The sequence below is a fragment of the Roseicyclus marinus genome (assembly GCF_036322625.1).
GTDB lineage: Bacteria > Pseudomonadota > Alphaproteobacteria > Rhodobacterales > Rhodobacteraceae > Roseicyclus > Roseicyclus marinus_A.
The window spans coordinates 252,128-274,769 of the sequence record NZ_AP027266.1 but is presented as its reverse complement, the minus strand read 5'-3'; the positions used below and the strand labels follow the sequence as shown (position 1 = coordinate 274,769).

The 22,642-nt window shown below is 66.3% G+C and carries 23 protein-coding genes; 12 read left to right on the top strand and 11 right to left on the bottom strand.

Features of this window, described 5'->3' with window-relative positions:
- Nucleotides 1-109: 109 nt before the first annotated feature.
- The 6 genes from AABA51_RS01340 to AABA51_RS01315 form a co-directional block, all read right to left on the bottom strand.
- A complete protein-coding gene (locus tag AABA51_RS01340) occupies nt 110-295 on the bottom strand; it encodes a Trm112 family protein (RefSeq protein WP_338273651.1) in 186 nt (61 codons plus the stop codon).
- Nucleotides 292-936, bottom strand: a complete 645-nt coding sequence (locus AABA51_RS01335; RefSeq protein ID WP_338273649.1) for an LON peptidase substrate-binding domain-containing protein — start codon at nt 934-936, stop codon at nt 292-294. The genes AABA51_RS01340 and AABA51_RS01335 overlap by 4 nt, the downstream gene beginning before the upstream one ends.
- 27 nt (nt 937-963) lie before the next feature.
- The gene (locus tag AABA51_RS01330; RefSeq protein ID WP_338273647.1) at nt 964-1,893 is read right to left on the bottom strand and encodes a tetratricopeptide repeat protein; all 930 of its coding nucleotides are present in this window, start codon (nt 1,891-1,893) and stop codon (nt 964-966) included.
- 69 nt (nt 1,894-1,962) lie between these two features.
- Nucleotides 1,963-2,751, bottom strand: a complete 789-nt coding sequence (locus AABA51_RS01325) for an exodeoxyribonuclease III (protein ID WP_338273645.1) — start codon at nt 2,749-2,751, stop codon at nt 1,963-1,965.
- A 71-nt stretch (nt 2,752-2,822) separates the two neighbouring features.
- The gene (locus AABA51_RS01320) at nt 2,823-3,149 is read right to left on the bottom strand and encodes a hypothetical protein (RefSeq protein ID WP_338273643.1); all 327 of its coding nucleotides are present in this window, start codon (nt 3,147-3,149) and stop codon (nt 2,823-2,825) included.
- A gap of 249 nt (nt 3,150-3,398) precedes the next feature.
- Nucleotides 3,399-4,085 carry a response regulator transcription factor gene (locus tag AABA51_RS01315; protein WP_338273641.1) on the bottom strand — a complete coding sequence of 229 codons (687 nt, stop codon included), beginning with the start codon at nt 4,083-4,085 and terminating at the stop codon, nt 3,399-3,401.
- Between the two features lie 140 nt (nt 4,086-4,225).
- On the opposite strand from AABA51_RS01315, the gene ribA reads away from it, so the two are divergent.
- Both ribA and AABA51_RS01305 read left to right on the top strand, forming a co-directional pair.
- Nucleotides 4,226-5,317 (top strand): GTP cyclohydrolase II, encoded by a 1,092-nt coding sequence (ribA, locus tag AABA51_RS01310; RefSeq protein WP_338273640.1) that lies wholly within the window; start codon nt 4,226-4,228, stop codon nt 5,315-5,317.
- Nucleotides 5,314-5,832: a L,D-transpeptidase family protein gene (locus AABA51_RS01305; protein ID WP_338273638.1), complete on the top strand. Its 519-nt coding sequence runs from the start codon at nt 5,314-5,316 to the stop codon at nt 5,830-5,832. The genes ribA and AABA51_RS01305 overlap by 4 nt, the downstream gene beginning before the upstream one ends.
- Before the next feature lie 46 nt (nt 5,833-5,878).
- Here AABA51_RS01305 and AABA51_RS01300 read toward each other — a convergent pair whose 3' ends face one another.
- Nucleotides 5,879-6,538 carry a YggS family pyridoxal phosphate-dependent enzyme gene (locus AABA51_RS01300; protein WP_338273636.1) on the bottom strand — a complete coding sequence of 220 codons (660 nt, stop codon included), beginning with the start codon at nt 6,536-6,538 and terminating at the stop codon, nt 5,879-5,881.
- A 458-nt stretch (nt 6,539-6,996) separates the two neighbouring features.
- A complete protein-coding gene (locus AABA51_RS01295) occupies nt 6,997-7,971 on the bottom strand; it encodes a porin (protein ID WP_338273635.1) in 975 nt (324 codons plus the stop codon).
- A gap of 283 nt (nt 7,972-8,254) precedes the next feature.
- On the opposite strand from AABA51_RS01295, the gene AABA51_RS01290 reads away from it, so the two are divergent.
- From AABA51_RS01290 to AABA51_RS01275, 4 genes are all read left to right on the top strand, one after another.
- On the top strand, nt 8,255-8,788 hold the full coding sequence (locus tag AABA51_RS01290; RefSeq protein ID WP_338273633.1) for a DUF3576 domain-containing protein: 534 nt from the start codon (nt 8,255-8,257) through the stop codon (nt 8,786-8,788).
- 104 nt (nt 8,789-8,892) lie between these two features.
- Nucleotides 8,893-11,460 carry a leucine--tRNA ligase gene (gene leuS / locus AABA51_RS01285; RefSeq protein ID WP_338273631.1) on the top strand — a complete coding sequence of 856 codons (2,568 nt, stop codon included), beginning with the start codon at nt 8,893-8,895 and terminating at the stop codon, nt 11,458-11,460.
- A 51-nt stretch (nt 11,461-11,511) separates the two neighbouring features.
- A complete protein-coding gene (gene holA, locus AABA51_RS01280; RefSeq protein ID WP_338273629.1) occupies nt 11,512-12,543 on the top strand; it encodes a DNA polymerase III subunit delta in 1,032 nt (343 codons plus the stop codon).
- A 2-nt stretch (nt 12,544-12,545) separates the two neighbouring features.
- Nucleotides 12,546-13,139, top strand: coding sequence for a glutathione S-transferase family protein (locus AABA51_RS01275; RefSeq protein ID WP_338273627.1), 594 nt, complete (start codon nt 12,546-12,548; stop codon nt 13,137-13,139).
- 89 nt (nt 13,140-13,228) lie between these two features.
- On the opposite strand, the gene AABA51_RS01270 is transcribed toward AABA51_RS01275, so the two are convergent.
- Nucleotides 13,229-14,455 carry a TIGR03862 family flavoprotein gene (locus AABA51_RS01270; RefSeq protein WP_338273625.1) on the bottom strand — a complete coding sequence of 409 codons (1,227 nt, stop codon included), beginning with the start codon at nt 14,453-14,455 and terminating at the stop codon, nt 13,229-13,231.
- Here AABA51_RS01270 and AABA51_RS01265 point away from each other — a divergent pair.
- Nucleotides 14,454-14,759 (top strand): HNH endonuclease, encoded by a 306-nt coding sequence (locus AABA51_RS01265; protein WP_338273623.1) that lies wholly within the window; start codon nt 14,454-14,456, stop codon nt 14,757-14,759. The genes AABA51_RS01270 and AABA51_RS01265 overlap by 2 nt on opposite strands.
- Nucleotides 14,760-14,787: 28 nt before the next feature.
- On the opposite strand, the gene AABA51_RS01260 is transcribed toward AABA51_RS01265, so the two are convergent.
- Complete coding sequence (locus tag AABA51_RS01260; RefSeq protein ID WP_338273621.1) at nt 14,788-15,414, bottom strand: enoyl-CoA hydratase/isomerase family protein; 627 nt, start codon at nt 15,412-15,414, stop codon at nt 14,788-14,790.
- Nucleotides 15,411-16,169, bottom strand: a complete 759-nt coding sequence (locus tag AABA51_RS01255; RefSeq protein ID WP_338273619.1) for an SDR family oxidoreductase — start codon at nt 16,167-16,169, stop codon at nt 15,411-15,413. The genes AABA51_RS01260 and AABA51_RS01255 overlap by 4 nt, the downstream gene beginning before the upstream one ends.
- Before the next feature lie 174 nt (nt 16,170-16,343).
- Here AABA51_RS01255 and AABA51_RS01250 point away from each other — a divergent pair, with 174 nt between their 5' ends.
- From AABA51_RS01250 to lpxK, 5 genes are all read left to right on the top strand, one after another.
- Nucleotides 16,344-17,840 (top strand): DUF2125 domain-containing protein, encoded by a 1,497-nt coding sequence (locus AABA51_RS01250; protein WP_338273617.1) that lies wholly within the window; start codon nt 16,344-16,346, stop codon nt 17,838-17,840.
- A 117-nt stretch (nt 17,841-17,957) separates the two neighbouring features.
- Nucleotides 17,958-19,304, top strand: a complete 1,347-nt coding sequence (locus AABA51_RS01245) for a TldD/PmbA family protein (RefSeq protein WP_338273615.1) — start codon at nt 17,958-17,960, stop codon at nt 19,302-19,304.
- A complete protein-coding gene (locus AABA51_RS01240) occupies nt 19,291-20,076 on the top strand; it encodes a 3'(2'),5'-bisphosphate nucleotidase CysQ (protein WP_338273613.1) in 786 nt (261 codons plus the stop codon). The genes AABA51_RS01245 and AABA51_RS01240 overlap by 14 nt, the downstream gene beginning before the upstream one ends.
- 183 nt (nt 20,077-20,259) lie before the next feature.
- On the top strand, nt 20,260-21,567 hold the full coding sequence (locus AABA51_RS01235) for a 3-deoxy-D-manno-octulosonic acid transferase (RefSeq protein WP_338273610.1): 1,308 nt from the start codon (nt 20,260-20,262) through the stop codon (nt 21,565-21,567).
- Nucleotides 21,567-22,550 carry a tetraacyldisaccharide 4'-kinase gene (gene lpxK / locus AABA51_RS01230; protein WP_338273608.1) on the top strand — a complete coding sequence of 328 codons (984 nt, stop codon included), beginning with the start codon at nt 21,567-21,569 and terminating at the stop codon, nt 22,548-22,550. The genes AABA51_RS01235 and lpxK overlap by 1 nt, the downstream gene beginning before the upstream one ends.
- Nucleotides 22,551-22,642 lie beyond the last annotated feature (92 nt).

Below are 22,642 nucleotides of genomic sequence, written 5' to 3'. Positions count from 1 at the left end.
GGGCGTGGTGCGCCTGAAGGCGCACCCTACGGCGGTGCGATCTGGCGAATGATGGGTAGGGTGCGCCTTCAGGCGCACCTACAAGATGCGACCATCACCGCATATCCCATCACTCCAGCGCCCGCGCCTCGCTTTCCAGCATGATCGGGATGCCGCCGCGGATCGGATAGGCCAGGTGGGCGGCCTTCGACACCAGTTCCTGACGCTCGGCATCATAGCTCAGGGGCGCATGGGTCAGCGGGCAGACCAGCGCCTCCAGCATGCGGCGGTCGATGGGCACCGCGCCGTCGCTCATTGCATCTGTTCCTCGGGCCCGCCCCCGCGCAGCGCGAATTCGATCAGCGTCACAAGCGTCTCGCGCCGGGTCGACAGCGACGGGGCCTCGAGCAGGGCCTGCTTTTCCTCGGGCGGAAAGGGGCAGAGCATGGAGAGCGAATTGATCAGCAATTCGTCCTCGGCCTCCTTCATGCTGTCCCAATCGGTCGACAGCGACATGGCGTCGAAATACCGCCCCAGAAGGTCAAGGAACCGGGGCCGGTCGAACCCGGCATCCACCTCGGTCGGGCCAAGATCGGCACCGAACCCGTCCCAGGACACATCGCAGCGGCGATAGGGGGTGAAACCCGATACCTCCTGCTTGATGCGGAACCGGGAAATCCCCGACAGCGTGATCATGTAGCGCCCATCCTCGGTTTCCGAGAACTGGGTGACGCGGCCCGCGCAGCCAATGGCATGCAGGCGGCGTTCCTTCGATCCCGGCACCTCGCGCGATTGCACCATCCCGATCAGGCGATGCGGCGTTTTCAGCGCATCATCGAGCATCGCAAGATAGCGCGGCTCGAAGATATGCAGCGGCAGGCGTGCGCGGGGCAGCAAAAGCGCCCCGGGCAGCGGAAAGATCGGGATCGTACCCGGCAGGTCGGCTGATGACATCATGGGCATGGACCTAGCCCCCCGAAGCCGTCAGGCAAAGATCATCGAGCTGAGCCTGCGCCGACCGGTCAGGACAATGGGGTCCTGCGGCTTGAGCGCCTCGAAAATCGTGAAGAGCTGCGCCTTGGCTGCGCCCTCGTTCCACTCGCGGTCGCGGCGGAACAATTCGAGCAATTCGTCGACCGCCTCCTGGACCTTGCCCGCCGCATGCAGCGCCTGCGCGTAATCGAAGCGGGCCTGGTGATCGGCGGGATTCGCCTCCACCGCGGCCTGCAGATCGGCAAGCGGACCGGCATTCGCCGCCTGGCGGGCCAGCGCGATCTGGGCGCGCACGGCCTCCAGCTCGGGGGCGGCCACGATGGCTTGCGGCGCGGTGTTCAGGATGCCTTCGGCCTTGTCGATCTCGCCCATGGCCAGATGGGCACGGGCAAGCCCGGCCATCGCGGCGGCATTCTCGGGTTCTTCCTCAAGGATCGCGGCAAAGGTCTGCGCGGCATCGACCACGGCGCCTTCGGCCAGCATCGCCTCGGCCGCCTCCAGCGCCTCGGCAAGGCCGCCGTCATCCCCACCCATCGCAACGAGCCGGTCGATGAACTCCTTGATCTGACCCTGCGGGATTGCGCCCTGGAACATGTCGACGGGGCGACCCCCGACAAAAGCCACGACCGTGGGGATGGATTGCAGCGGCAGGCCCTGCTGCGCCAAGGCCCCCGCCAGCCGCTGTTCGCGGTCCACGTCGATCTTGACCATGCGGACCTTGCCCTTGGCGGCCGTAACGGCTGCCTCCAGCATCGGGCCAAGCGTCTTGCACGGGCCGCACCACGTGGCCCAGAAATCGACGATCACGGGAACCTCGCGGCTGCCCTCGATCACGTCGGCCATGAAGGTCGCCTCGGTCCCGTCCTTGATCAGGTCGCCGGCGGGCGCGCTCTTGGCCTGCCCCTGTCCGAGCTCAAGCATCGGTCGTCTCCGTCAATTGCATGCGCGTTCGGGCCTTATATGCGCGTCCCGTCCCGGCGCGCCAAGGGTTCAAAGGTCGAATGTCGCGAAAACCGGGGCATGGTCGCTGGGCTGGGTCCAGCCACGGGCGTCCCGCAACACGCGGCTGGAATGGGCCGCGTTGGAAATGTCGGAGGTGGCCCATACATGATCAAGCCTGCGCCCCTTGTCGGCGGCATCCCAATCGGGGCTGCGATAGGACCACCAGCTGTAGAGCAGGCCATCGGGGATATCCTGCCGTGTGATATCGACCCATGCCCCCGCATCCTGCACCTGCGCCATATGCTCGACCTCGATGGGCGTATGGCTCACGACCTTCAGAAGCGCCTTGTGCGACCAGACGTCATCTTCGCGCGGGGCGATGTTCAGATCGCCGACGAGGATGGATTTTTCGGGCCGGTCGGTGCCGAACCAATCCCGCATCTCGGTCAGGAAATCGAGCTTGTGGCCGAATTTCTCGTTCACGGTGCGATCGGGTTCATCGCCGCCCGCCGGCACGTAGAAATTGTGGATCGTCACCCCGTTTTCCAGCTGCGCCGCGACATGGCGGGCGTCGCCCTTTGCGCACATGTCGCGGTGGCCCACATCCTCCAGTGGCAGCCGCGACAGGATGGCGACACCGTTGTATCCCTTTTGCCCACGGGCCACGACATGGCCGTAGCCTGCGGCGGCAAAGACATCGAGCGGCATCTTGTCGACCGGCGACTTGCATTCCTGCAGGCACAGGACATCCGGCGCTTCCTCGGCCAAAAGTTTCAGCACCAGGTCGGCACGCAGCCGGACCGAGTTGATGTTCCAAGTGGCAAGGGTGAAGGGCATCGGGTCAGGCCTTTTTTCCGGGTGGTCCTGCGGCAGCCGATGGGCCGCCGCAGGGCCTGTGTCAGGTTCGTTCAGTCGAGCAGTTCGTAGCTTGCCATCTGGCAGATATCGACGGTGTCGGTCAGTTCGCTGCCATCTTCGAAGATGAAGAGCATGTCGTATTCGCAGCTCTCGCCGCCATCCGCGATCAGCACGTTTCCGGCTTCGCCGGGCAAAAGATCGGTCGCGGCAAGCAGGTCTTCGCCCCATTCCTCGTCATCGGTCGAGGATGTGTAGAATTCCGTGAGAGCAAGCGAGGAAGAGTTGAGAAGCGCATATTCCACATCCTGGGCAAAAGCCCCCGAAGCGCTGGCAAGGGACAGGATGCTGGCTGTCAGGACAGCAAAACGCGAAGTCATTCGTTAACACTCCACGGCCGGGACAAGGGCCGGAAACATCCGGTCCCGGGGCGATCCTGGCCGGTCGGATCGCGCCCGGCGTCTCGCTATCACGCGCCCCAAGTGGCGACAACGGGAACGGCAAGTCAGGCAAAAAAGAAGGCCCGGACACAAGGGTCCGGGCCAGTCCAACAGGGAGGTAATGAAGGTGTTCTACATAACAACTTAGGGTTGCACTTTGATCTGCGTCAACATCTTTCGGGAGAGCGATCAGGCAACCAGACGGTACCCGCCGCTTTCGGTGACCAAGAGGCGCGCGTTCGAGGGATCAGGTTCGATCTTTTGTCGCAACCGGTAGATATGGGTCTCCAGCGTATGCGTGGTGACGCCTGCATTGTAACCCCAGACCTCGTGCAACAGCACGTCGCGGGCCACGACGCCATCCTGCGCGCGGTAGAGAAACTTGAGGATGTTGGTTTCCTTTTCCGTCAGGCGGATCTTTTTCTCGTCCTCGGTGATCAGCATCTTCATCGCGGGCTTGAACGTGTAGGGGCCCAGCTGGAACACCGCATCCTCGCTTTGTTCATGCTGGCGCAATTGCGCGCGGACACGGGCAAGCAGGACCGGAAAGCGGAAAGGCTTGGTCACGTAATCATTCGCACCCGCATCGAGGCCAAGGATCGTATCGGCATCGCTGTCATGGCCCGTGAGCATCACGATCGGGCATTTCACCCCCTGTTTGCGCATGCGGCGGCACAATTCGCGGCCATCCGTATCGGGCAGACCCACGTCGAGGATCACGAGATCGTAGAGCGCCTCTTTCACCCGCTCCATGCCCTGCGCGCCGGTGCCTGCCTCGAAGACGTCGAAATCCTCGGTCATCACCAACTGCTCGCTCAGCGCCTCGCGCAGATCGTCGTCATCATCGACGAGCAATATCTTTTTCAGTGTTGCCATGATCGTCGCTCCCTTGGTGTCTGACCGGCAGATTGCCGTCGTGCCCGCATTTGACAACATCGTGAAAGACTTTCTCACGGCCTCGTGTCGATACGTCAGGGAATGTTTCAAATCCCCGCGCCGGAGGATAGACATCGGGCATGAGCCTTTTGCCCACCTTGAGCGAACTCGTGGCCCGTGCCCGTGCCGACCTGCGTGTCGGCCTTCCCGTCGTGCTGGGCGAGGGGGCGCAGGGTCTGATCGCGCTTGCCGCCGAGACCCTGACCCCTGCCCGGCTGTCCGCGCTGCGCAGCCTGCCCGGACAGCCCCATGTGGCGCTGACCGCGCGCCGCGCCGAAACGCTGCGCGCGCGGGCCTATGACGGGGATCTGGCGCGGGTGATCCTGCCGCCCGATGTCGATGCCGCATGGGTGCGCGCGCTGGCCGATCCGGCGCTGGATCTGGATGCGCCGATGAAAGGGCCGCTTGCCACGGCGCGCGAGGGGGCGGTGGGCCTGCACCGTCTGGCGCTGTTGCTGGCGAAATCGGCACAGCTTTTGCCCGCGATGGTCACGCTCGAGACGGATGACCCTGCTGGCGTTGCGGCCACGTTGATGGCGACCTGCCTGACGCCCGAGGCCGCCGCGAGCGATCTGGCCCTGCACCACCCGCTGTCGCCCGTGGCCCAGGCCCGCCTGCCGATGGAGGCCGCCGAACAGGGACGGCTCCATATCTTCCGGCCCGACAATGGCGGGATCGAACATTACGCGATCGAGATCGGCCGCCCGGATCGGGACAAGCCCGTGCTGGCGCGGCTTCATTCCGCCTGTTTCACCGGCGATGTTCTGGGCAGTCTGAAATGCGATTGCGGCCCGCAACTGCACGCGGCCCTTGGCGCGATGGGACAGGCGGGGGCGGGCGTTCTGCTCTACCTGAACCAGGAGGGACGCGGCATCGGGCTTGCCAACAAGATGCGGGCCTATTCCCTTCAGGATCAAGGCTTTGACACGGTCGAGGCCAATCACCGGCTGGGGTTCGAGGATGACGAACGCGATTTCCGCATCGGCGCGGACCTGTTGCGCAAGATGGGCTTTCGCGCCGTGCGGCTGATGACCAACAATCCCCGCAAGACCGCGATGATGGAAGCCGAGGGGGTCGCGGTGACAGAGCGCGTGCCGCTGATCACGGGCACCAACCGCCACAATGCGCATTACCTGTCGGTCAAGCGCGACAAGTCGGGGCATATGCTGTGAAATCCACCGATATGGTCGTGACGCCCATGGGGCTTCGGTTTCGCGGACGGCTGTTTCCCTGCACGTTTGGGCGTGGGGGTGTCGTTTCGGCGCGGGCCAAGCGCGAGGGCGATGGGGGAACGCCCGCCGGCGTGCATCGCATCGTGGGCTGTCTCTATCGTCCCGACAGGCTGGCACGGCCCTGCGATTGGGCGGTGCCGATCCGGCCGGGTGATTTGTGGTGCGACGATCCGGGCCATGAGGATTACAACCTGATGGTCCGCGCGCCCTTGACCGCGAACCACGAAACGCTGCGGCGGGCCGATCCGCTATACGACATCGTGCTGATCACCGATTGGAACTGGCCACAGGCCGAACGCGGGCGCGGTTCGGGGATTTTCGTCCATGCGTGGCGGCGGCCCGGGTTTCCGACGGCGGGTTGCGTGGCGCTGTCGCCCCCGGACCTGCGCTGGATCGTGGCGCGGATTGGTTACCAGACCCGGCTCGTGATCCCGGAAAACCTTTCCCAATCGTGAAGATTCGGGGGCAGGTGTTGAGGGGGTCTTAACGGCTGTGCCCGGCCTACACCAATTCGTAAGCACGGTCTCCGAAGAGCGCCGAGCCCACCCGGACATGGGTCGCGCCATGGGCGATGGCGATCTCGAAATCCGATGACATGCCCATCGAAAGGCCGCTCACCCCGTTGCGCGCGGCCATGTCGGCCAGCATCGCGAAATGGGTCGCGGGGTCTTCGTCGACCGGGGGAATGCACATGAGGCCCACAAGCGGCAGGCCCAGTTTGCGCACCTCGGCGACGAAGGCGTCGGTGTCATCGGGCAGGATGCCCGCCTTTTGCGGCTCGGCCCCGGTGTTGACCTGGATGAAGACCTCGGGCGAGGTGCCGCGCTCATCGGCGAGGCGGGCGAGCGTGGTCGCCAGCTTGGGCCGGTCGAGCGTTTCGATCACGTCGAACATCTCGACCGCCTGGCGCGCCTTGTTGGTCTGCAAGGGACCGATCAGGTGCAGGCCGATCCCGTCGAATCGCGCCTGGAAGGGCGGCCAGCGGCCAGCAGCCTCCTGCACACGGTTTTCGCCGAAAAGCCGGTGGCCCGCCGCAAGCACGGCCTCGACCCGTTCGGGCGGCTGCACCTTGGACACGGCGACAAGCGCCACGGACCCGGGTGCGCGCCCCGCCCTGGCCGTTGCCGCATCGATGCGGGCGATGATGTCGGACAATCCCATGGCGACAGCTTAGGCCAAAAGAAAAGAGCGGGCACAAGACCCGCTCTTTCCATTCCGAATGATCCGGGTGGATCAGAACGCGCAGTTCCCCAGCCAGAAGGGCGGACACTTTTTGGGCAACACCATGTGCCAGCTGTTTTTGGACGTGTTTGCTGCCTGTGCCACTGACGGTGCCAGCAGCCACAGTGGCAGGCGAACGATGATCACAAGACTTGCCGATCAGGGAACCAGTGATCTTGGGCTGGCAGCTCATGCTGGACAGAGGACCCGGGCCACACCGCAACGCGACCTGAGTGTGACGAACGCGATGATCGCGCGAGGAGGGGCGTTGCCGTTATGGCGAGGAGGGGCACGTTGGCAGTGCAGGTGACGCCAAAGCCGCAGTCACAACGCCGCCGCCAAAAAGAAAAGGGGTGAGCCGAAGCTCACCCCAATCCTGTTTCCAATCCTGTGAGGGATTAGAAGGACATCGAGACGCCGAACGACCACTGCGATGCGTCACGGGTCACGCCGCCGTTGGTGACGTCGGACGAGCTTGCACCGAACTGCAGAGCAGCACCGCCGCCGAGGTCGTATGCAACTGCCACACCGTAGCCTTCGATGTCACGGTTGGCAACGTTGCCCCGGTTTTCGTACTCGCCGTAGTTGGCGCCGAACGACCATGCGTCCATCGTGTAACCAACACCGATCGCCCAGTGGCTCTGATCGTTGGCGTTGCCATCGACGGTCTGCTCGGACAGGTTCAGAGCGACCTGGAGGTCGCCAGCCGTCACACCGAAGCTACCACCGATGATGGTGGTTTCGATGCCAGCAGCGGTCGAACGGGTCTGGTAGCCAACACCAGCGCGGTAGCCGATGCCGTTCATGTCGCCGGAGTAGGTGAAGCCGAGACCGATGACCGGATCGTCGTTCCCACCGGCGGGCTGATCGTCGAGTTCGACCGACACAGCAACGCCGAAGCCTGCGACGGAGTAGTCGTAGCGCAGAACCTGGCCGTCATAGGTGCCGTCGAGGCCCGAGTTGCCGTTGAAGCCAGCGTGCGCGGTTTCCGAGTCGTCGAGCGAACCAGCGGCGAGGTTCACTTCACCCATCGCCCAGTCGAAGCCGCCGTCCGTGTCGCCCATGGTCAGACGGCCGAAGTCGCCCGAGATGAACACGGTGGTGCCGCCGTCATCGGCGCTGTCTGTCCAGGATGCTTCGTCCAGCTGGATCGAGGCACCGAAGGAGAGACCGTTGTCGGTTGCGCCCGACAGCGTGAACGTGACTTCGATGTCCTGATGGAACTGCGTTTCGCGGTTGGTGATAGCACCAGCGGCGGTGATGGTATCGCCACCGAAGATACCCATCTCGGCCGAGCCGGAGAGCGAGACGTCTGCTGCTGCGACGCCTGCGGTTGCCACCAGGGCAGTCGTAGCGAAGAGAACCTTTTTCATGGTTTTTCCCTCGTGTTTCATAGTCAAGGTGCACCTCAAGACGGGGGATCCGAATTGAGTATGCCCTTCTGTCCTCCTTCAGCCCCATGATTGCAAGCAAGCCGGACAGCCCCTCGGTCGCTTGGCCGCGCCATGGTGCAGACTTGCCACAGTCACCCCACTGGCACCCCGCAGCTACTCTATAGTCACCCCATGGGCCTGCCAGAAGGCAAAGGGCCTTGCCGTCCGAAGGGGGGACCTATACCAATCGCGAAGGATTTTTCGACGACACGGGGACCGGCGCATGGTTGGAAAGCTGGCGAAACTGGCGGCGCTTGGCGTTGCGACGGCGCTTGTGGCCGGATGCGGCGGCAACGGCATGTTCGGGGGCGGCGGTCTGTTTTTCGGCGAACGCGGGCAGGAGTTGCGGGCCGAACAGCGCGCGGCACGCGAACAGGCGCTGATCGAGGAGGGGCTGATTCCCGACCCGGGCCGCGAAACCATTTTCGACCTCTTCTCGGGCGCGGAAGATCCCAATACCAATGTCGAGGTGAACCGCTACCTGTGGAATGCCTCGCTCGAGATTCTCGATTTCATGCCGGTCGAAGCCGCCGATCCGTTCTCGGGCGTGATCCAGTTCGGCTATGGCACCCCGCCCGGTGGGCGGCAGGCCTATCGCGCCACGGTCTATGTGCAGGACCCGGCGCTGGAGGCACGCTCGCTTCGCGTGGCGGTGCAGTCGCGGGGCGGGGCGGTCAGCCGCGATGTCGCGCGCCAGATCGAGGATGCGATCCTGACCCGCGCGCGCCAGATCCGCATTCGCGACAGCAATCTCTGACGCGGCTTTACGCCCGCGCGCGCAAGCACTAACACCACGCCGGGCCGCATCAGCCCGGCGTTTTCGTTTCTTTCACACCGCCTTCAGACCAAGGACCGCCTGACATGTCCCGTTACGACCCCGCGACGCTGGAACCGAAATGGCAAAAGGCCTGGGACGAGGCCGGAACCTTTGTCGCGCGGCGCACGGGCGACAAGCCCAAGTATTACGTGCTGGAAATGTTCCCCTACCCGTCGGGGCGCATCCATATCGGGCATGTGCGCAACTACACCATGGGCGACGTGATCGCGCGCTACAAACTGGCGAACGGGTTCAACGTGCTGCATCCGATGGGCTTTGACGCCTTTGGCATGCCCGCCGAGAATGCCGCGATGGCCAGCGGTGGCCACCCCGCCGACTGGACGTACCAGAACATCGACACGATGGTGGCCCAGATGAAGCCGCTTGGCTTCGGGCTGGACTGGAGCCGCATGTTCGCGACCTGCGACGTGGAATATTACGGCCAGCAGCAGGCGCTGTTCCTCGATTTCCTCGAGAAAGGGCTGGTCTACCGCAAGAACGCGGTCGTGAACTGGGATCCGGTCGACATGACGGTCCTGGCCAATGAACAGGTGATCGACGGCAAGGGCTGGCGGTCTGGTGCCGATGTGGAACGGCGCGAGCTGACGCAATGGTTCTTCAAGATCTCCGATTTCTCGGGCGAATTGCTGGATGCGCTGGACGGGCTCGACGACTGGCCGGCCAAGGTCAAGCTGATGCAGGCCAACTGGATCGGCCGGTCACGCGGCCTGCAATTCGCATTCGGCATGGTCGAGCCGACCAAGACGCATGAACGGATCGAGGTCTACACGACCCGTCCCGACACGCTTTTGGGGGCAAGCTTCGTCGGCATCTCGCCCGACCATCCCATCGCCAAGGAGCTGGAGGCGCATGACGCAAAGGTCGCGGCCTTTTGCGCCGAGGCCCGCAAGGGCGGCACCACCGAGGAAGCCATCGAAAAGGCCGAGAAGCTGGGCTACGACACGGGCCTGCGCGTGCGCCATCCCTTTGACACGGCATGGGAATTGCCGGTCTATATCGCGAATTTCATCTTGATGGATTACGGCACCGGCGCGATCTTCGGCTGCCCGGCGCATGACCAGCGCGACCTCGATTTCGCGCGGAAATACGGGTTGCCTGTGACCTCGACCTTCGTGCCGTTGTCGGGTGATCACGTGAAACCCGAAGACGGCGGCGCGGCTTTCGTGCCGCCCAAGACCGAAAAGGTGCGCTGGACCCTACCCTTCAACTGGGCCGAAGAAGCGACGGGCGAACAAGCCATCGACGCCGCCATCGTCTTTTGCGAGGGCAAGGGCGTGGGCCAGGGCGTCACCAAGTATCGCCTGCGCGACTGGGGTCTGAGCCGTCAGCGGTACTGGGGCTGTCCCATCCCGGTCGTCCATTGCGACAGCTGCGGGGTGGTGCCGGAGAAAAAGGAAAACCTGCCCATCGAATTGCCCCGCGATGTCAGCTTCGACATTCCGGGCAATCCGCTCGACCGGCACCCGACATGGCGCGATTGCGCCTGCCCGCGCTGCGGTGCGCCGGCCCGCCGCGAAACCGACACGATGGACACATTCGTCGATTCGTCGTGGTATTTCGCGCGTTTCACCGCCCCGCGCGCGACCACGCCGACCGACATGGAGGAAGCCGCCTACTGGATGAATGTCGACCAGTATATCGGCGGTATCGAGCATGCGATCCTGCACCTCTTGTATTCCCGCTTCTTCGCCCGCGCGATGGCGATCTGCGGCCACCTGCCCGAGACGGCGATCGAACCCTTCGACGCGCTCTTCACCCAAGGGATGGTGACCCACGCGATCTACAAGACGACCGACGCCAACGGGCGGCCCGTCTACCACTACCCCGAAGAGGTGGAACTGCGCGACGGCAAGGGTTTCCTGAAGGGTGGCCGCGAGGTGGAGATCATCCCCTCGGCCAAGATGTCGAAATCCAAGAACAACGTGGTCGATCCGGTCGCCATCATCGCCCAATACGGTGCCGATACCGCGCGCTGGTTCGTGCTGTCCGACAGCCCGCCGGAACGCGACGTGGAATGGACCGCCGCAGGTGCCGAGGCGACGGCCAAGCATCTGGCCCGCGTTCACCGCATCGCGTCCGAAATTGCCGCCAGCACCGATGCAGGCACGCCCGAGGCTGATGAAGCGCTCTTGCGCGACATGCACCGGGCGATCTTCGATGTCACGAATGGCATCGACAGTTTCGGCTTCAACGCGGCCATCGCGAAACTCTATGCCTTCACCAACAGCTTGCAGAAATCGCAGGCGGGCGCGGGTGCGAAACGGCAAGCAGCACGCACCCTTGCGCAGCTCATGTCGCCCATGACCCCGCATCTGTCCGAGGAGATCTGGGCCATGCTGGGCGGCGAGGGGCTGATCGCCAACGCGCCCTGGCCCAAGGCGGAGGAGGCGATGCTGGTCTCCGACACGGTGACCCTGCCGATCCAGATCAACGGCAAGCGGAAATCCGAGATCACCGTGGCCCGCGACCTGTCCAAGGAAGAGGTTGAAAAGATCGCGCTGGCCGACGAATCTGTGCAAAAGGCGCTGGCCGGTGGCCAGCCGAAAAAGCTCATCGTCGTCCCGGGCCGGATCGTGAATGTCGTCGTCTGAACGCCACATCGAAAACCCTGACGCGGCCCCCGCCGGGGCCGTGAGGGGCACATGAAACTTCAGCCCCGCGATGTCGCCGCCTATGCGCGCGCCCCGGATACGCAGGCGGCGGGCTGCCTGATCTTCGGCGATGACGCGATGCGCGTGGCACTCCGCCGCCAGGAATTGCTCAAGAACCTGCTTGGGGAAAACGCCGAACAGGACATGCGCCTGACGCGCCTTGACGCGGCCGATCTGCGCAGCGACCCCGCCGCCCTTCTGGATGCGGTCAAGGCCGTGGGCTTTTTCCCCGGCCCCCGCGCCGTTCATGTCGAGAGTGCCACCGATGGCCTGGCCCCCGTCATCGCAGCGGCGCTGGACGATTGGCAACCGGGCGACGCACAGATCATCGTCACCGCCGGGCGGCTCACCGCCGCCTCCGCCCTGCGCAAGCTGTTCGAAGGGCACAAGACCGCCCGCGCCGCCGCGATCTACGACGAACCGCCCGGCCGCGCCGAGATCGAAACCCTGCTGGCCGAGGCGGGACTGCGCGACATCCCTCGCGATGCCATGGGCGATCTGGAGGCGCTCGCCCGCGCCCTTCCGCCCGGGGATTTCCGCCAGACCGTGGAAAAGCTGGGCCTTTACAAACGCGGCGACCCCGCCCCCGTTTCCGCAGCCGATATCGCCGCCGTGGCCCCGCTCACGATCGAGGCGGCGCTCGATGACGCGATCAATGCCACGGCAGAGGCGGCGCAGGGCCGGATCGGCCAGATCCTTGCCCGGCTTTCGGGGCAGGGTGTCGCCCCCGTCACGCTCTGCATCGGGGCTTTGCGCCATTTCCGCGCGCTTCATGCCGCCGCCTGCCATCCGGGTGGACCGGCAGCCGGGCTTCAGGCACAACGCCCGCCCGTCTTCGGCCCGCGCCGCGACCGGATGCTGAAACAGGCCCAGACCTGGGGCCGCGACCGGCTCGAGACCGCGATCAGCCTGCTGGTCGAAACCGATCTGACCTTGCGCTCGGCACAGACGGCCCCCCAGATGGCGCTGATGGAACGCACAATGATCCGGCTCGCCATGATGCCGGCAAGAGGGAGACGATGAATATGGGCTACACCCTTGTCGGCGCTGTCAAAAGCCGGGCTTTCCGCGTGCTCTGGACGCTCGAGGAACTGGGGCTCGACTACGAGCATATCGACGCCGCGCCGCAATCGGCAGAGGTCACCCGCATCAGCCCGGCGGGAAAGGTGCCCGTCCTTGTCGTCGATGGCGTGCCGATCACCGATTCGGTGGCGATCATGACCTTTCTTGCCGACCGACACGGCGCCCTGACCTTTCCCGCCGGAACGCTCGAACGCGCGCGGCAGGACAGCCTGACGAACATGATCCTCGACGAGATCGACGCGACGCTCTGGACGGCGGCCAAGCACAGCTTCGTCCTGCCCGAGGACAAGCGCCTGCCCGCGATCAAGGACAGCCTGCAGTGGGAATTCGCCCGCGCCCAGACAAACCTCGTCGCCCGCATGGCCGAGGATGGCCCCTTCCTCATGGGCGAGACGATGACCATCGCCGATATCCTGCTCGCGCATTGCGGCGGCTGGGCGATCAACGCCAAATTCCCGATCACCGAACCGCGCCTGCGCGATCATATCGCCATGATGCGCGACCGTCCGGCCTTCCACCGCGCGATTGGGGGCTGACGGGACATCCGCCCCCCTTCATCTTGGCCGAAAAACTCCGGGGGAGGCGCGCAAGGCGCGCCGGGGGCGGAGCCCCCTCTTTTTCGCGCTCACCGGCTCCATTCCGCCGCATGCCGCCCCGCCCAAAGCCCCGTCGCAAGGCATCCGGTGATCAGGTAGCCCCCCGTCGGCGCCTCCCAATCCAGCATCTCGCCCGCGACGAAGACACCGGGCAGATCACGGAGCATCAGGCCATCATCGACGGCATCCCTCGTCACGCCGCCCGCCGTCGAAATCGCCTCGTCCATCGGGCGCGGCCCGGCATGGCGGATCTCGAGCCCCTTTAGAAGCCGCGCCAGCCCCTCCCCCTCGGGCAGGGGCCGCCCGAATTCCTGCACCAGCGCCCGCTTGACCGGGTCAAGCCGCAAGACCTTGGCCATATGCTGCGCGAGCGTCCGCTTGCCGGGCCGGGCGGCAAGCCGTCGGGCCACCTCCTCCCCCGACAGATCGGGCAAGAGATCAACGATCAGGGGCGCCCCATCCCGGACATCGGCCGCAACGGCATAGATGCCCCCGCCTTCCACCCCATGGGCCGAGACGACGAATTCCCCCCGGTGCCAGCGCCCGGCCCCGTCGCGCAGGGCAACCCCTTTCACCGGCTGGCCCAGCACGGGCGTCATATGCGCCGACCAATCGACGACGAAGCCCATGTTGGCGGGCCTGAACGGGGCAAGGGGCACGCCCTTGGCCGAGAGGAGCCCCGCCCATGCCCCGTCCGATCCCAGCCGCGCCCAGCTTGCGCCCCCCAGCGCCAGAACCACGACGCGGGGGACAATGCGGCGCACACCCGCCGCCGTGTCGAAAACCCAATTCCCGCCGGACCAGCCCGTCCAGCGCCAGCCGGGCCGAATCTCCGCGCCGACACGCCTGACCCAGGCGCGGAGAAGCGGGCTGGCCTTCATCACCACCGGAAACACCCGGCCCGACGAGCCGGTAAAGACCTCTTGGCCCAGTTCCCCGGCCCAGGTCTTCACCGCATCCGGCCCCATCGCGGCCAGCATCGGCTCCAGCCAGGCCGCCGCCGCACCATAGGCCGACACGAAGCGGTCTTGGGCTTCGTCCTTGGTCAGGTTCAGGCCGGATTTTCCGGCCATCAGGAACTTGCGCCCGACCGAAGGCTTGGCCTCCAGGACCAGGACGGACCGCCCGGCGCGGACCAGGGTCTCGGCGGCCATCAACCCGGCAGGGCCTGCGCCGATCACCAGCGCATCGACCTGTTCCGCCTCCGGAGCCCAGGACTTGTCCAAGGGTCCCGGCGCGCCAGTTTCACCCGTCATGACCGATCTGCCCATCTGCCCATTGTGCCTGCGCCCGATCCCGCCCGGAGCGAAACAAAGCCTGCATCACCTGATCCCGAAACTGCGCGGCGGCAAGGGTGGCCCCACGATCCTTGTCCACCAGATCTGCCACAACGAGATCCACGCCACCCTGTCCGAGGCGGACCTTGCCCGCAGCTACAACACGCCCGAAGCGTTGCGCGCCCATCCCCGCCTTGCGACCTTTTTCGACTGGGTCGCCAAACGCCCGCCGGATTTCCATTCGAAAACGCCGGGCGCGCGGCGCGGCTGGAAACGGCGCTAGTGTCTGCGTCCCGATCAAGACGCAGACCTCAAGCTCCGTCGCACATCGCCTTGATCCGGCGCAGCACCTCCGGGTTGCCGGCCATGACATCCGTCGCGATGTCGCGCGCCTGTTCCATCAGGTGCTCGGGCAAGGTGATCCGGTCGATCAGGCCAAAGGCATAGGCCTCGTCCGCCGAGAATTTCTGCCCGCCAAGGAGCAAGAGCCTGGCCCGCGCAGGGCCCATCAGCGCGACGAGCCGCCCGGGGTCCGAGGGCTGCGGCAGAAACCCGAGCTTTGCCACCGGGTAGAAGAACCGCGCATTGGGCACGGCAAGGCGCAGGTCACAGGCCAGCGCCATGCCGAATGCCCCGCCCGCCAATGTCCCGTTCAGGGCCGCGATGGTCAGGCAAGGCAGACCCGCGATGGCACCCGATACCTGTTCCCAAAGCGGCGAGGTCGCAAGGCCTGCGCGCGCCTCGTCCAGATCGGCACCGGCGGAAAACACCTTGTCGCCCGCGCCTGTCAGGATCAGCGCCTTGATATGCGGATCGACGGTGGCCTCCATCACGACATCGGCCAGCCGCGACAGCATCGCGGCGGTCAGCGAATTGGCCTTGTCCGGGCGGTTCAGGGTGATGGTCCACAGCCCGTCGTCATTGCGGCACTCGATCATCGGCCCACCCCCACGGCCGCGCGCACATCCGCGTCGCGCAGCGAGACATCGTCACCCAGCCAAGGGTCCGCTTCGGGTCCACACATCCAGACCAGCGCCTTGGCCGCCCATTCAGGGGGGATATGCTCGGACCAATCCAGCTGGCTCACGCGGTTCACGCCGCTTTCGCGGATGGCCATCTGCATGTCGGTCGCGACCGTTCCCGGCGACAGGCCAAGGGCGCGGATACCCTGCCCGCCCAATTCGGTGTGCAGGCAGGCGGTGAACATCTTGGCCCCGGCCTTGGAGGAACAATAGGCGCTCCAGCCCTCCAGCGCATTGACCGCAGCACGCGAACTGACCGTGATGATCGTCCCGCCGCCCTGCGCCAGCATCAGCGGAACGGCGGCGCGCGCCCCGTGAAAGACGCCCTTGAGATTGATGTCGATGGCCTGCCCCCAGATATCGGGGTCCGCCGCGGCGATCCCGGCAATGGGGTCGATCACACCTGCGTTGCTGATCAGCACATCGAGCCTGCCAAAGGTCGTCGCAGCGGCGTTCAGCGCCGTCTCGACCTCCCAGTAGCGGGTGACGTCGCAAGGCACGGCCAAGGCCTGTGCGCCGATCTCGCCCGCAAGCCCTGCGATCGCGTCGCGGTCACGCGCCAGAAGCGCGACATTCGCCCCCGCCTCGGCAAAGGCGCGCGCCGCCGCCGCCCCGATCCCCCGGCTGGCACCCGTGATCGCCACCGTTTTTCCCGCAAGCTCGATTGTCATCGCCGCGCCCCTTTTGCCCATGCCGCTTTGTCCAAGTGCTAACGCGCCAAGCCGATCACGGCCAGCCCCCGGATGCCCGTCGTGCTGCAAGGGCAGGGCATCCGCACTTGACCCACGCGGGTATGACCGCGAACATCACGGCGTCACCTGCGCCCCCAGCCACGGATGGACCCCATGCCCAACGTCACCGCGCCCACCCTCACGCTTTCCGCCCTTGCCCTTTTCCTTGCCACACCCGCGATGGCCGTCACCGCCGAAGAGCTCTGGGCCGAATGGCAGTCGCAGGCGGCAGCCCTTGGCCAGACCATGACCGCCGACGAGGTCGTGCCCGGCAACGGCACCCTGACCCTGCGCGGGTTCCGCACCACCTTTGTCGATGAGGATGTCGCGACCGTGGGCCGCCTCGCGCAGATCGTGATGACCGAAGCGGGCGATGGCAGCGTGTCGATCGACCTGTCCGACGTATACGAGATCACCATAACCTTCGAGGATCTGCCGGGCGCGCCGCCGGTCAATCTGGGCGTGAACGTGATCATGCCCGACCTTGCCATGACGGCCAGCGGCGACGCGGGCGCGCGGCTTTATGCCTATTCCGCCTCGCGCATCACGATCGAGGACGGACCGATCACAGGCGGTAATGGGGCGCCGCCGACCATCGACATGAGGATCGGCATCGACAACATGACCGCCACCTACGAGATCGATGGCAGCAACCCCGAAAACATCGCTTATGTGACCGACACCCAGATCGGCGGCGTTGCGGGCGCCCTCGACATCCTGCCACCCCCCGGTGAGGAGGGAAGTCTGAAACTGGTCTTTTCCCTTGGGGCCACGACAGCGAGCGGGGCGGGCAGGCTTGGCAATCTTGCGGCCCTTGCGGCAGCGCCCGATACGATCCCGACCGATTTCGCGATCAACGGCGACTTCACCTATGCCGATGCGAGCATGGACCTGACCTTCGCGCATCCGCGCGATGCCTTCCAGGTTTTCGCCTCGAACGCAGGCGGCAGCATGTCCGCCACGGTCTCGGACAGCCTGGTCGATTACCGGATCACGGCGACGGGCAGCGCGACCCATTTCGCCTCGCCCGAACTGCCGGTGCCGGTGGATTTCACGGTCGGCAGCGCCGAGATCGCCTTCAGCCTGCCCTTGGCCGCCGCCGCTGCGCCGCAGCCGATGTCCGCGCGGCTGGCCTATCGGGATGTCATGGTCGGCCCGCAGGTCTGGGCGATGGCGGACCCGGCGGGCAGTTTCCCGCGCGATCCGATCACGGTGATCGCCGATCTGACCGGCAGCCTCCAGATCCTGACCGACCTGATGGCCGTGGACCCGACCGACATGGGCGCGCCGCCGGCGGAATTGCGCGATGTCACGCTGAACGAATTGCAGCTTTCGGTCGGCGGGGCGAGCCTGACCGGAACGGGGTCGGCGACATTCGCGCCCGGCCCGATCCCGATGCCCGTGGGCAGCGTGAACCTGCAACTGGCCGGTGGCAACGCGCTGATGGACCGTTTGCAGGCCTCGGGTCTCGTGCCGATCGAACAGATCGCCATGGCGCGCGGACTGCTGGGGGCCTTTACCCGGCCGGGTGCCACCCCTGACACGCTGGAAACGACGATCCAGTTCACCGAAGGCGGCGGCATTTCCGCCAATGGCGTGCCGCTCCAGTAACCGCGCGATCCGCGATGCGCCCGCCCGCGCCAACGCTCGGGCGGGATTTCTTTGCCTTGCAGCGATGGGGCACTGGCACTACCTCCGACGCTGGCCCGCACAGCAGGAACAGACCGAATGTCCGACACTCTCGCCCCCCTGACCGAAGCCCTGCTCGATGCCGCAAGGCGCGCCGGCGCCGAAGCCGCCGATGCCATCGCCATCGACGGGACCTCGCTCGAGATCGCGGTGCGGGCCGGGACGCTGGAACAGGCGGAACGCTCCGAAGGGGTGGAAATCGGGTTGCGCGTGTTGATCGGGCGGCGGCAGGCCTGTGTCTCGGCCTCTGACACGCGGCCCGAAACCCTGCGCGAAATGGCTGAGCGCGCCGTGACCATGGCCCGGCTTGCGCCCGAGGACCCGACCGTGGGCCTTGCCGATCCGGCGCAACTGGCCAAGGCGCGCGATGCCAGCCAGCTCGACATGTCGGACCCCTCGCCCGATCCCGACCCCGCCGCGCTGGAGGAGGCCGCCCGCCGTGCCGAGGCCGCGGCCCTTGCCGTCAAGGGCATCACGCAGGTGCAATCGGCCAGCGCGGGCTTTTCCCGCCGCCGGGTGCATCTGGCGGCCACCAACGGGTTTACGGGTGGCTACGAACGCTCTGACCACGGGCTGGGCTGCGTCGCCATCACCGGCGAAGGGCTGGGCATGGAACGCGATTATTGCGGCGATGGGCGCAACCATGCCGCCGACCTGATGAGCCCCGAAGAGATCGGGCGCATCGCCGGGGAACGCACCGTGGCCCGCGCCGGGGCGCGCAAGCCGCCGACCGGGGCCTATCCCGTCATTTATGACGAGCGCATCTCCTCGGGGTTGATCGGTCACCTTCTGGCCGCGACCAACGGCAGCGCCATCGTGCGCGGCGCAAGCTGGGCGCGCGCGCTTCTGGGCGAACAGGTGCTGCCCAAGGGCCTGTCGCTGGTTGAAGATCCGCACCGCCCGCGCACCTCGGCCTCCAAACCCTTCGACGCCGAAGGCCTGCCGACCACACGCCGCGTGATCGTGGAGGATGGCGTGCTGACCGGCTGGACCCTCGATCTTGCGACCGGGCGGAAACTGGGCCTGCCCTCGACCGCCAATGCAAGCCGTGGCACATCCTCGCCGCCCTCGCCCAGCAATGGCAACGTTGCACTCAGCCAAGGGGATATCGACCTTGCCGGGCTGATGGCCGAGATGGGCACGGGGCTTTTGATCACCTCGATGATCGGGTCCTCGATCAATGCCACCACGGGGGATTATTCGCGCGGGGCCTCGGGCTTTTGGGTCGAGAACGGGCAGATCGCCTATCCGGTGAACGAATGCACCGTCGCGGGCAATCTGCGCGACATGCTGATGACGATCCGTCCCGCGAATGATGCCCGCACGCATCTGAGCCGGGTGGTCCCGTCGCTTCTGGTCGAGGGGTTGACGCTTGCCGGTGCCTGATCCGCTCGACGATCTGGCGCTCCTGGTCGAGGCGGCGCGCGGGGCGGGCCGGATCGCCGCGCGCTATTTCCGCGACGAGCCCGAGACATGGGACAAGCCCGACGGCACAGGCCCCGTGACCGAGGCCGACATCGCCGTCGACGAGATGCTGCGCGACCGGCTGTGCGAGGCGCGCCCCGATTATGGCTGGCTGTCCGAGGAAACGCCCGACAGCCCCAAGCGCCTGCAGGCCGAACGCGTCTTCATCGTGGATCCGATCGACGGCACGCAGGCCTTCATCGAGGGGAGTTCCGCCTTTTCCCATTCGCTTGCCGTGGTCGAAGCCGGGGTCGTGGTGGCCGCCGTCGTCTACTTGCCGATCCGGGGAAAGCTTTATGCTGCCGCGCGGGGTCATGGGGCCACGCTCAACGACATGGCGATCCGCGCGGCAGGGGATTGCGCCCTGCACGAGGCCGAGGTTCTGGCGACCAAGCACACTTTGTCCCCCGACCATTGGCCGCGGGGCGTGCCGCCCGTGATCCGCGCCTATCGCCCCTCGCTTGCCTACCGGATGGCGCTGGTGGGCGAAGGCCGGTTCGACGGCATGGTGACCTTTCGTCCGACATGGGAATGGGACATCGCGGCGGGCTCGCTGATCATCGCGGAGGCCGGAGGACAGGCAACCGACGCGACCGGCGCGGCGTTGCGGTTCAACGCGCCGGTGCCGCAGGTGCGTGGGGTTCTGGCCGGATCGGCCGGTGTGCACGGCGCGCTTCTGGCCGCCCGAAGCTGATGCGGGGACAGACAGCGCCGCATCCGGGCGGTGCTTGACCCTGAACCTGCAATGCCTAGGGTGCCCGCGCGCCCAGATCCCCGGCCAAGGACACAGACCATGATCCACCGCCCATCCCCTGCCAGCGGCGCGACCCCAGTCGTTCCCCGCCGCGACATGAGCCAAGCCTGAGATCAGCCCGCGATGACGCAGTCCCTTGCCCTGAGCCTCTATCTTCTGTGGTCCCGCCTCAACGGGCCGCGCTTTGCCGAGCGCAAGCTGCGCGAACGGCTGCTCGAGGGCAAGGAGGACCCCGCCCGCATCGACGAACGGCGCGGTATCGCGGGTCGCCCACGCCCCGATGGCCCGTTGATCTGGTTCCATGCCGCCAGCGTCGGAGAATCCGTGGCGCTCCTCGAACTGGTCCGGCAATTGCTGGACGATCACGACACGCTCTCCGTCCTTGTCACCACGGGCACTGTCACCTCGGCCTCGGTCATGGCCGACCGGCTGCCCGATGGTGCCTTGCACCAATTCCTGCCGCTCGACGCGCGGCCCTTCGTGCGGCGGTTTCTCGACCATTGGCGGCCCGATGTGGCGGTCTGGACCGAAAGCGAGCTTTGGCCCGCCCTGATCTGCGAAACCAAGGCGCGCGGCATTCCCATGGTGCTTCTGAACGCGCGCATGTCCAAGGCAAGCCATGACCGCTGGCGGTTCCTGCGCGGGATGGCCCGCAGCCTCTTGTCCCGTTTCGACCGCGCGCTGGTGCAGGACGGATTGACCGAGATCTACCTGCGCCGTCTTGGCCTTCCGGTCGACCGGATGGAAGTCACGGGCACCCTCAAGGAAGGCGCAGCCGCCCTGCCGGTGAAGACCTCGGAACTGGAAAGCATGCGTGCCGAGATCGGGGGGCGGCCGGTCTGGGTGGCGGCCTCCACACATCCCGGCGAAGAGGAAAAGGTGCTGGAGGCGCACAGGCTGGCCATGCGCACCAACCCGCGGCTCCTCCTGATCCTCGTGCCCCGCCACCCGGCGCGAGGCGACGATGTGGCAAACCTGCTGACGGCGGGAAACTGGCCCTTCACCCGGCGCAGCCTCGGCGAGGGGCCGGAGGCCGAAGCGCCCGTCTATCTTGCCGATACGATGGGGGAACTGGGCCTGTGGTACCGGCTGGCCCCCGTCAGCTTCGTCGGCGGATCATGGGAGCCCATCGGCGGCCACAACCCGTTTGAACCCGCGGCCCTCGGCTCGGCCATCCTGCACGGGCCCTATGTCACGAATTTCGTCGATATCTACCAACGTCTGACCGAGGCGCGGGCGGCCCGGCTGGTCTCGGCGCCGCAATCGCTGGCCGAGGCGGTCGATGACCTTCTGTCGCCCGACCGCGCCGCCGCCATGGCCCATGCCGCCTGGGAGGTCGTCTCGGCCGGGGCGGATGTGACCGAACGGGCCAAGACGGTGCTTCTAGACATGCTCGACACGTCCCAGACGCAGACAGGGGCGCGAGGCTGATGCGCGCGCCGGGATTCTGGCATGGCGAACCGGGTCTCTTGTCGGCGCTTCTGTCACCGCTCGGACTGATCTATGCCGGGGCGACCCGGCGCAGGCTGGCGCAGGGCCCGCGACAGCGCGTGGGCGTGCCGGTCATTTGCGTGGGCAACCTGAACGCTGGCGGCACGGGCAAGACACCCGTCGTGATCGCCCTGGCCGAACGGCTGCGCGACAGGGGCGTGGTGGCCCATGCCGTCAGCCGGGGTCATGGCGGCACGCTTGGCGGGCCGGTCAGGGTCGATGAACGCCGCCACAGCGCGAGCGAAACCGGGGATGAGCCCCTGCTGCTTGCGGCCTTTCTGCCCACCTGGGTGGCAAAGGACAGGGTGGCGGGCGCACAGGCCGCCGTAGGGGCAGGCGCGCAGGTGATCTTGCTCGATGACGGGTTCCAGAACCCGGGCCTTGCCCATGATCTGTCGATCGTCGTGGTGGATGCCCATGTCGGTTTCGGCAATGGCCGCGTGATCCCGGCCGGTCCCTTGCGTGAACCCATCAAGACGGGATTGGCGCGGGCGGAGATCGTGTTGTCCGTCGGCGACGCGGCCGCACAGGCGCGGTTCGCGGCCCGATGGGGTCAGGCCGTGACCCTGCCCCGCGTGTCCGGATCGCTTGAGCCTTTGCCCATGGGACTGCCGCTGAAGGGCCTGCCGGTGTTGGCCTTCGCCGGGATCGGGCGGCCCGAGAAATTCTTTCAGACGCTCAAGGCGATGGGGGCCGATATCCGCGCCACCCATGCCCTGAGCGACCACCAGCCGCTCAGCGATGCGCTGATGACCCGAATGCTGCGCGAGGCACGCGCCATCGGCGCACAGGTGGTGACGACCGAAAAGGACGCGGTCCGCCTGCCATCCCCTTTGCGCGCGCAGGTGATGACGGTTCCGGTCCGGCTGCGGGTGGCGGATTGGGGACCGTTGGATGCGGCGCTGGACCGGGTGATCGGGTGATGGTGCGCCGTGACAGGCGCACCCTACCCGAGGATCAAAGGTCGTCCATGGCCGTAGGGTGTGCCTTCAGGCGCACCATTTTCGTCCTGACA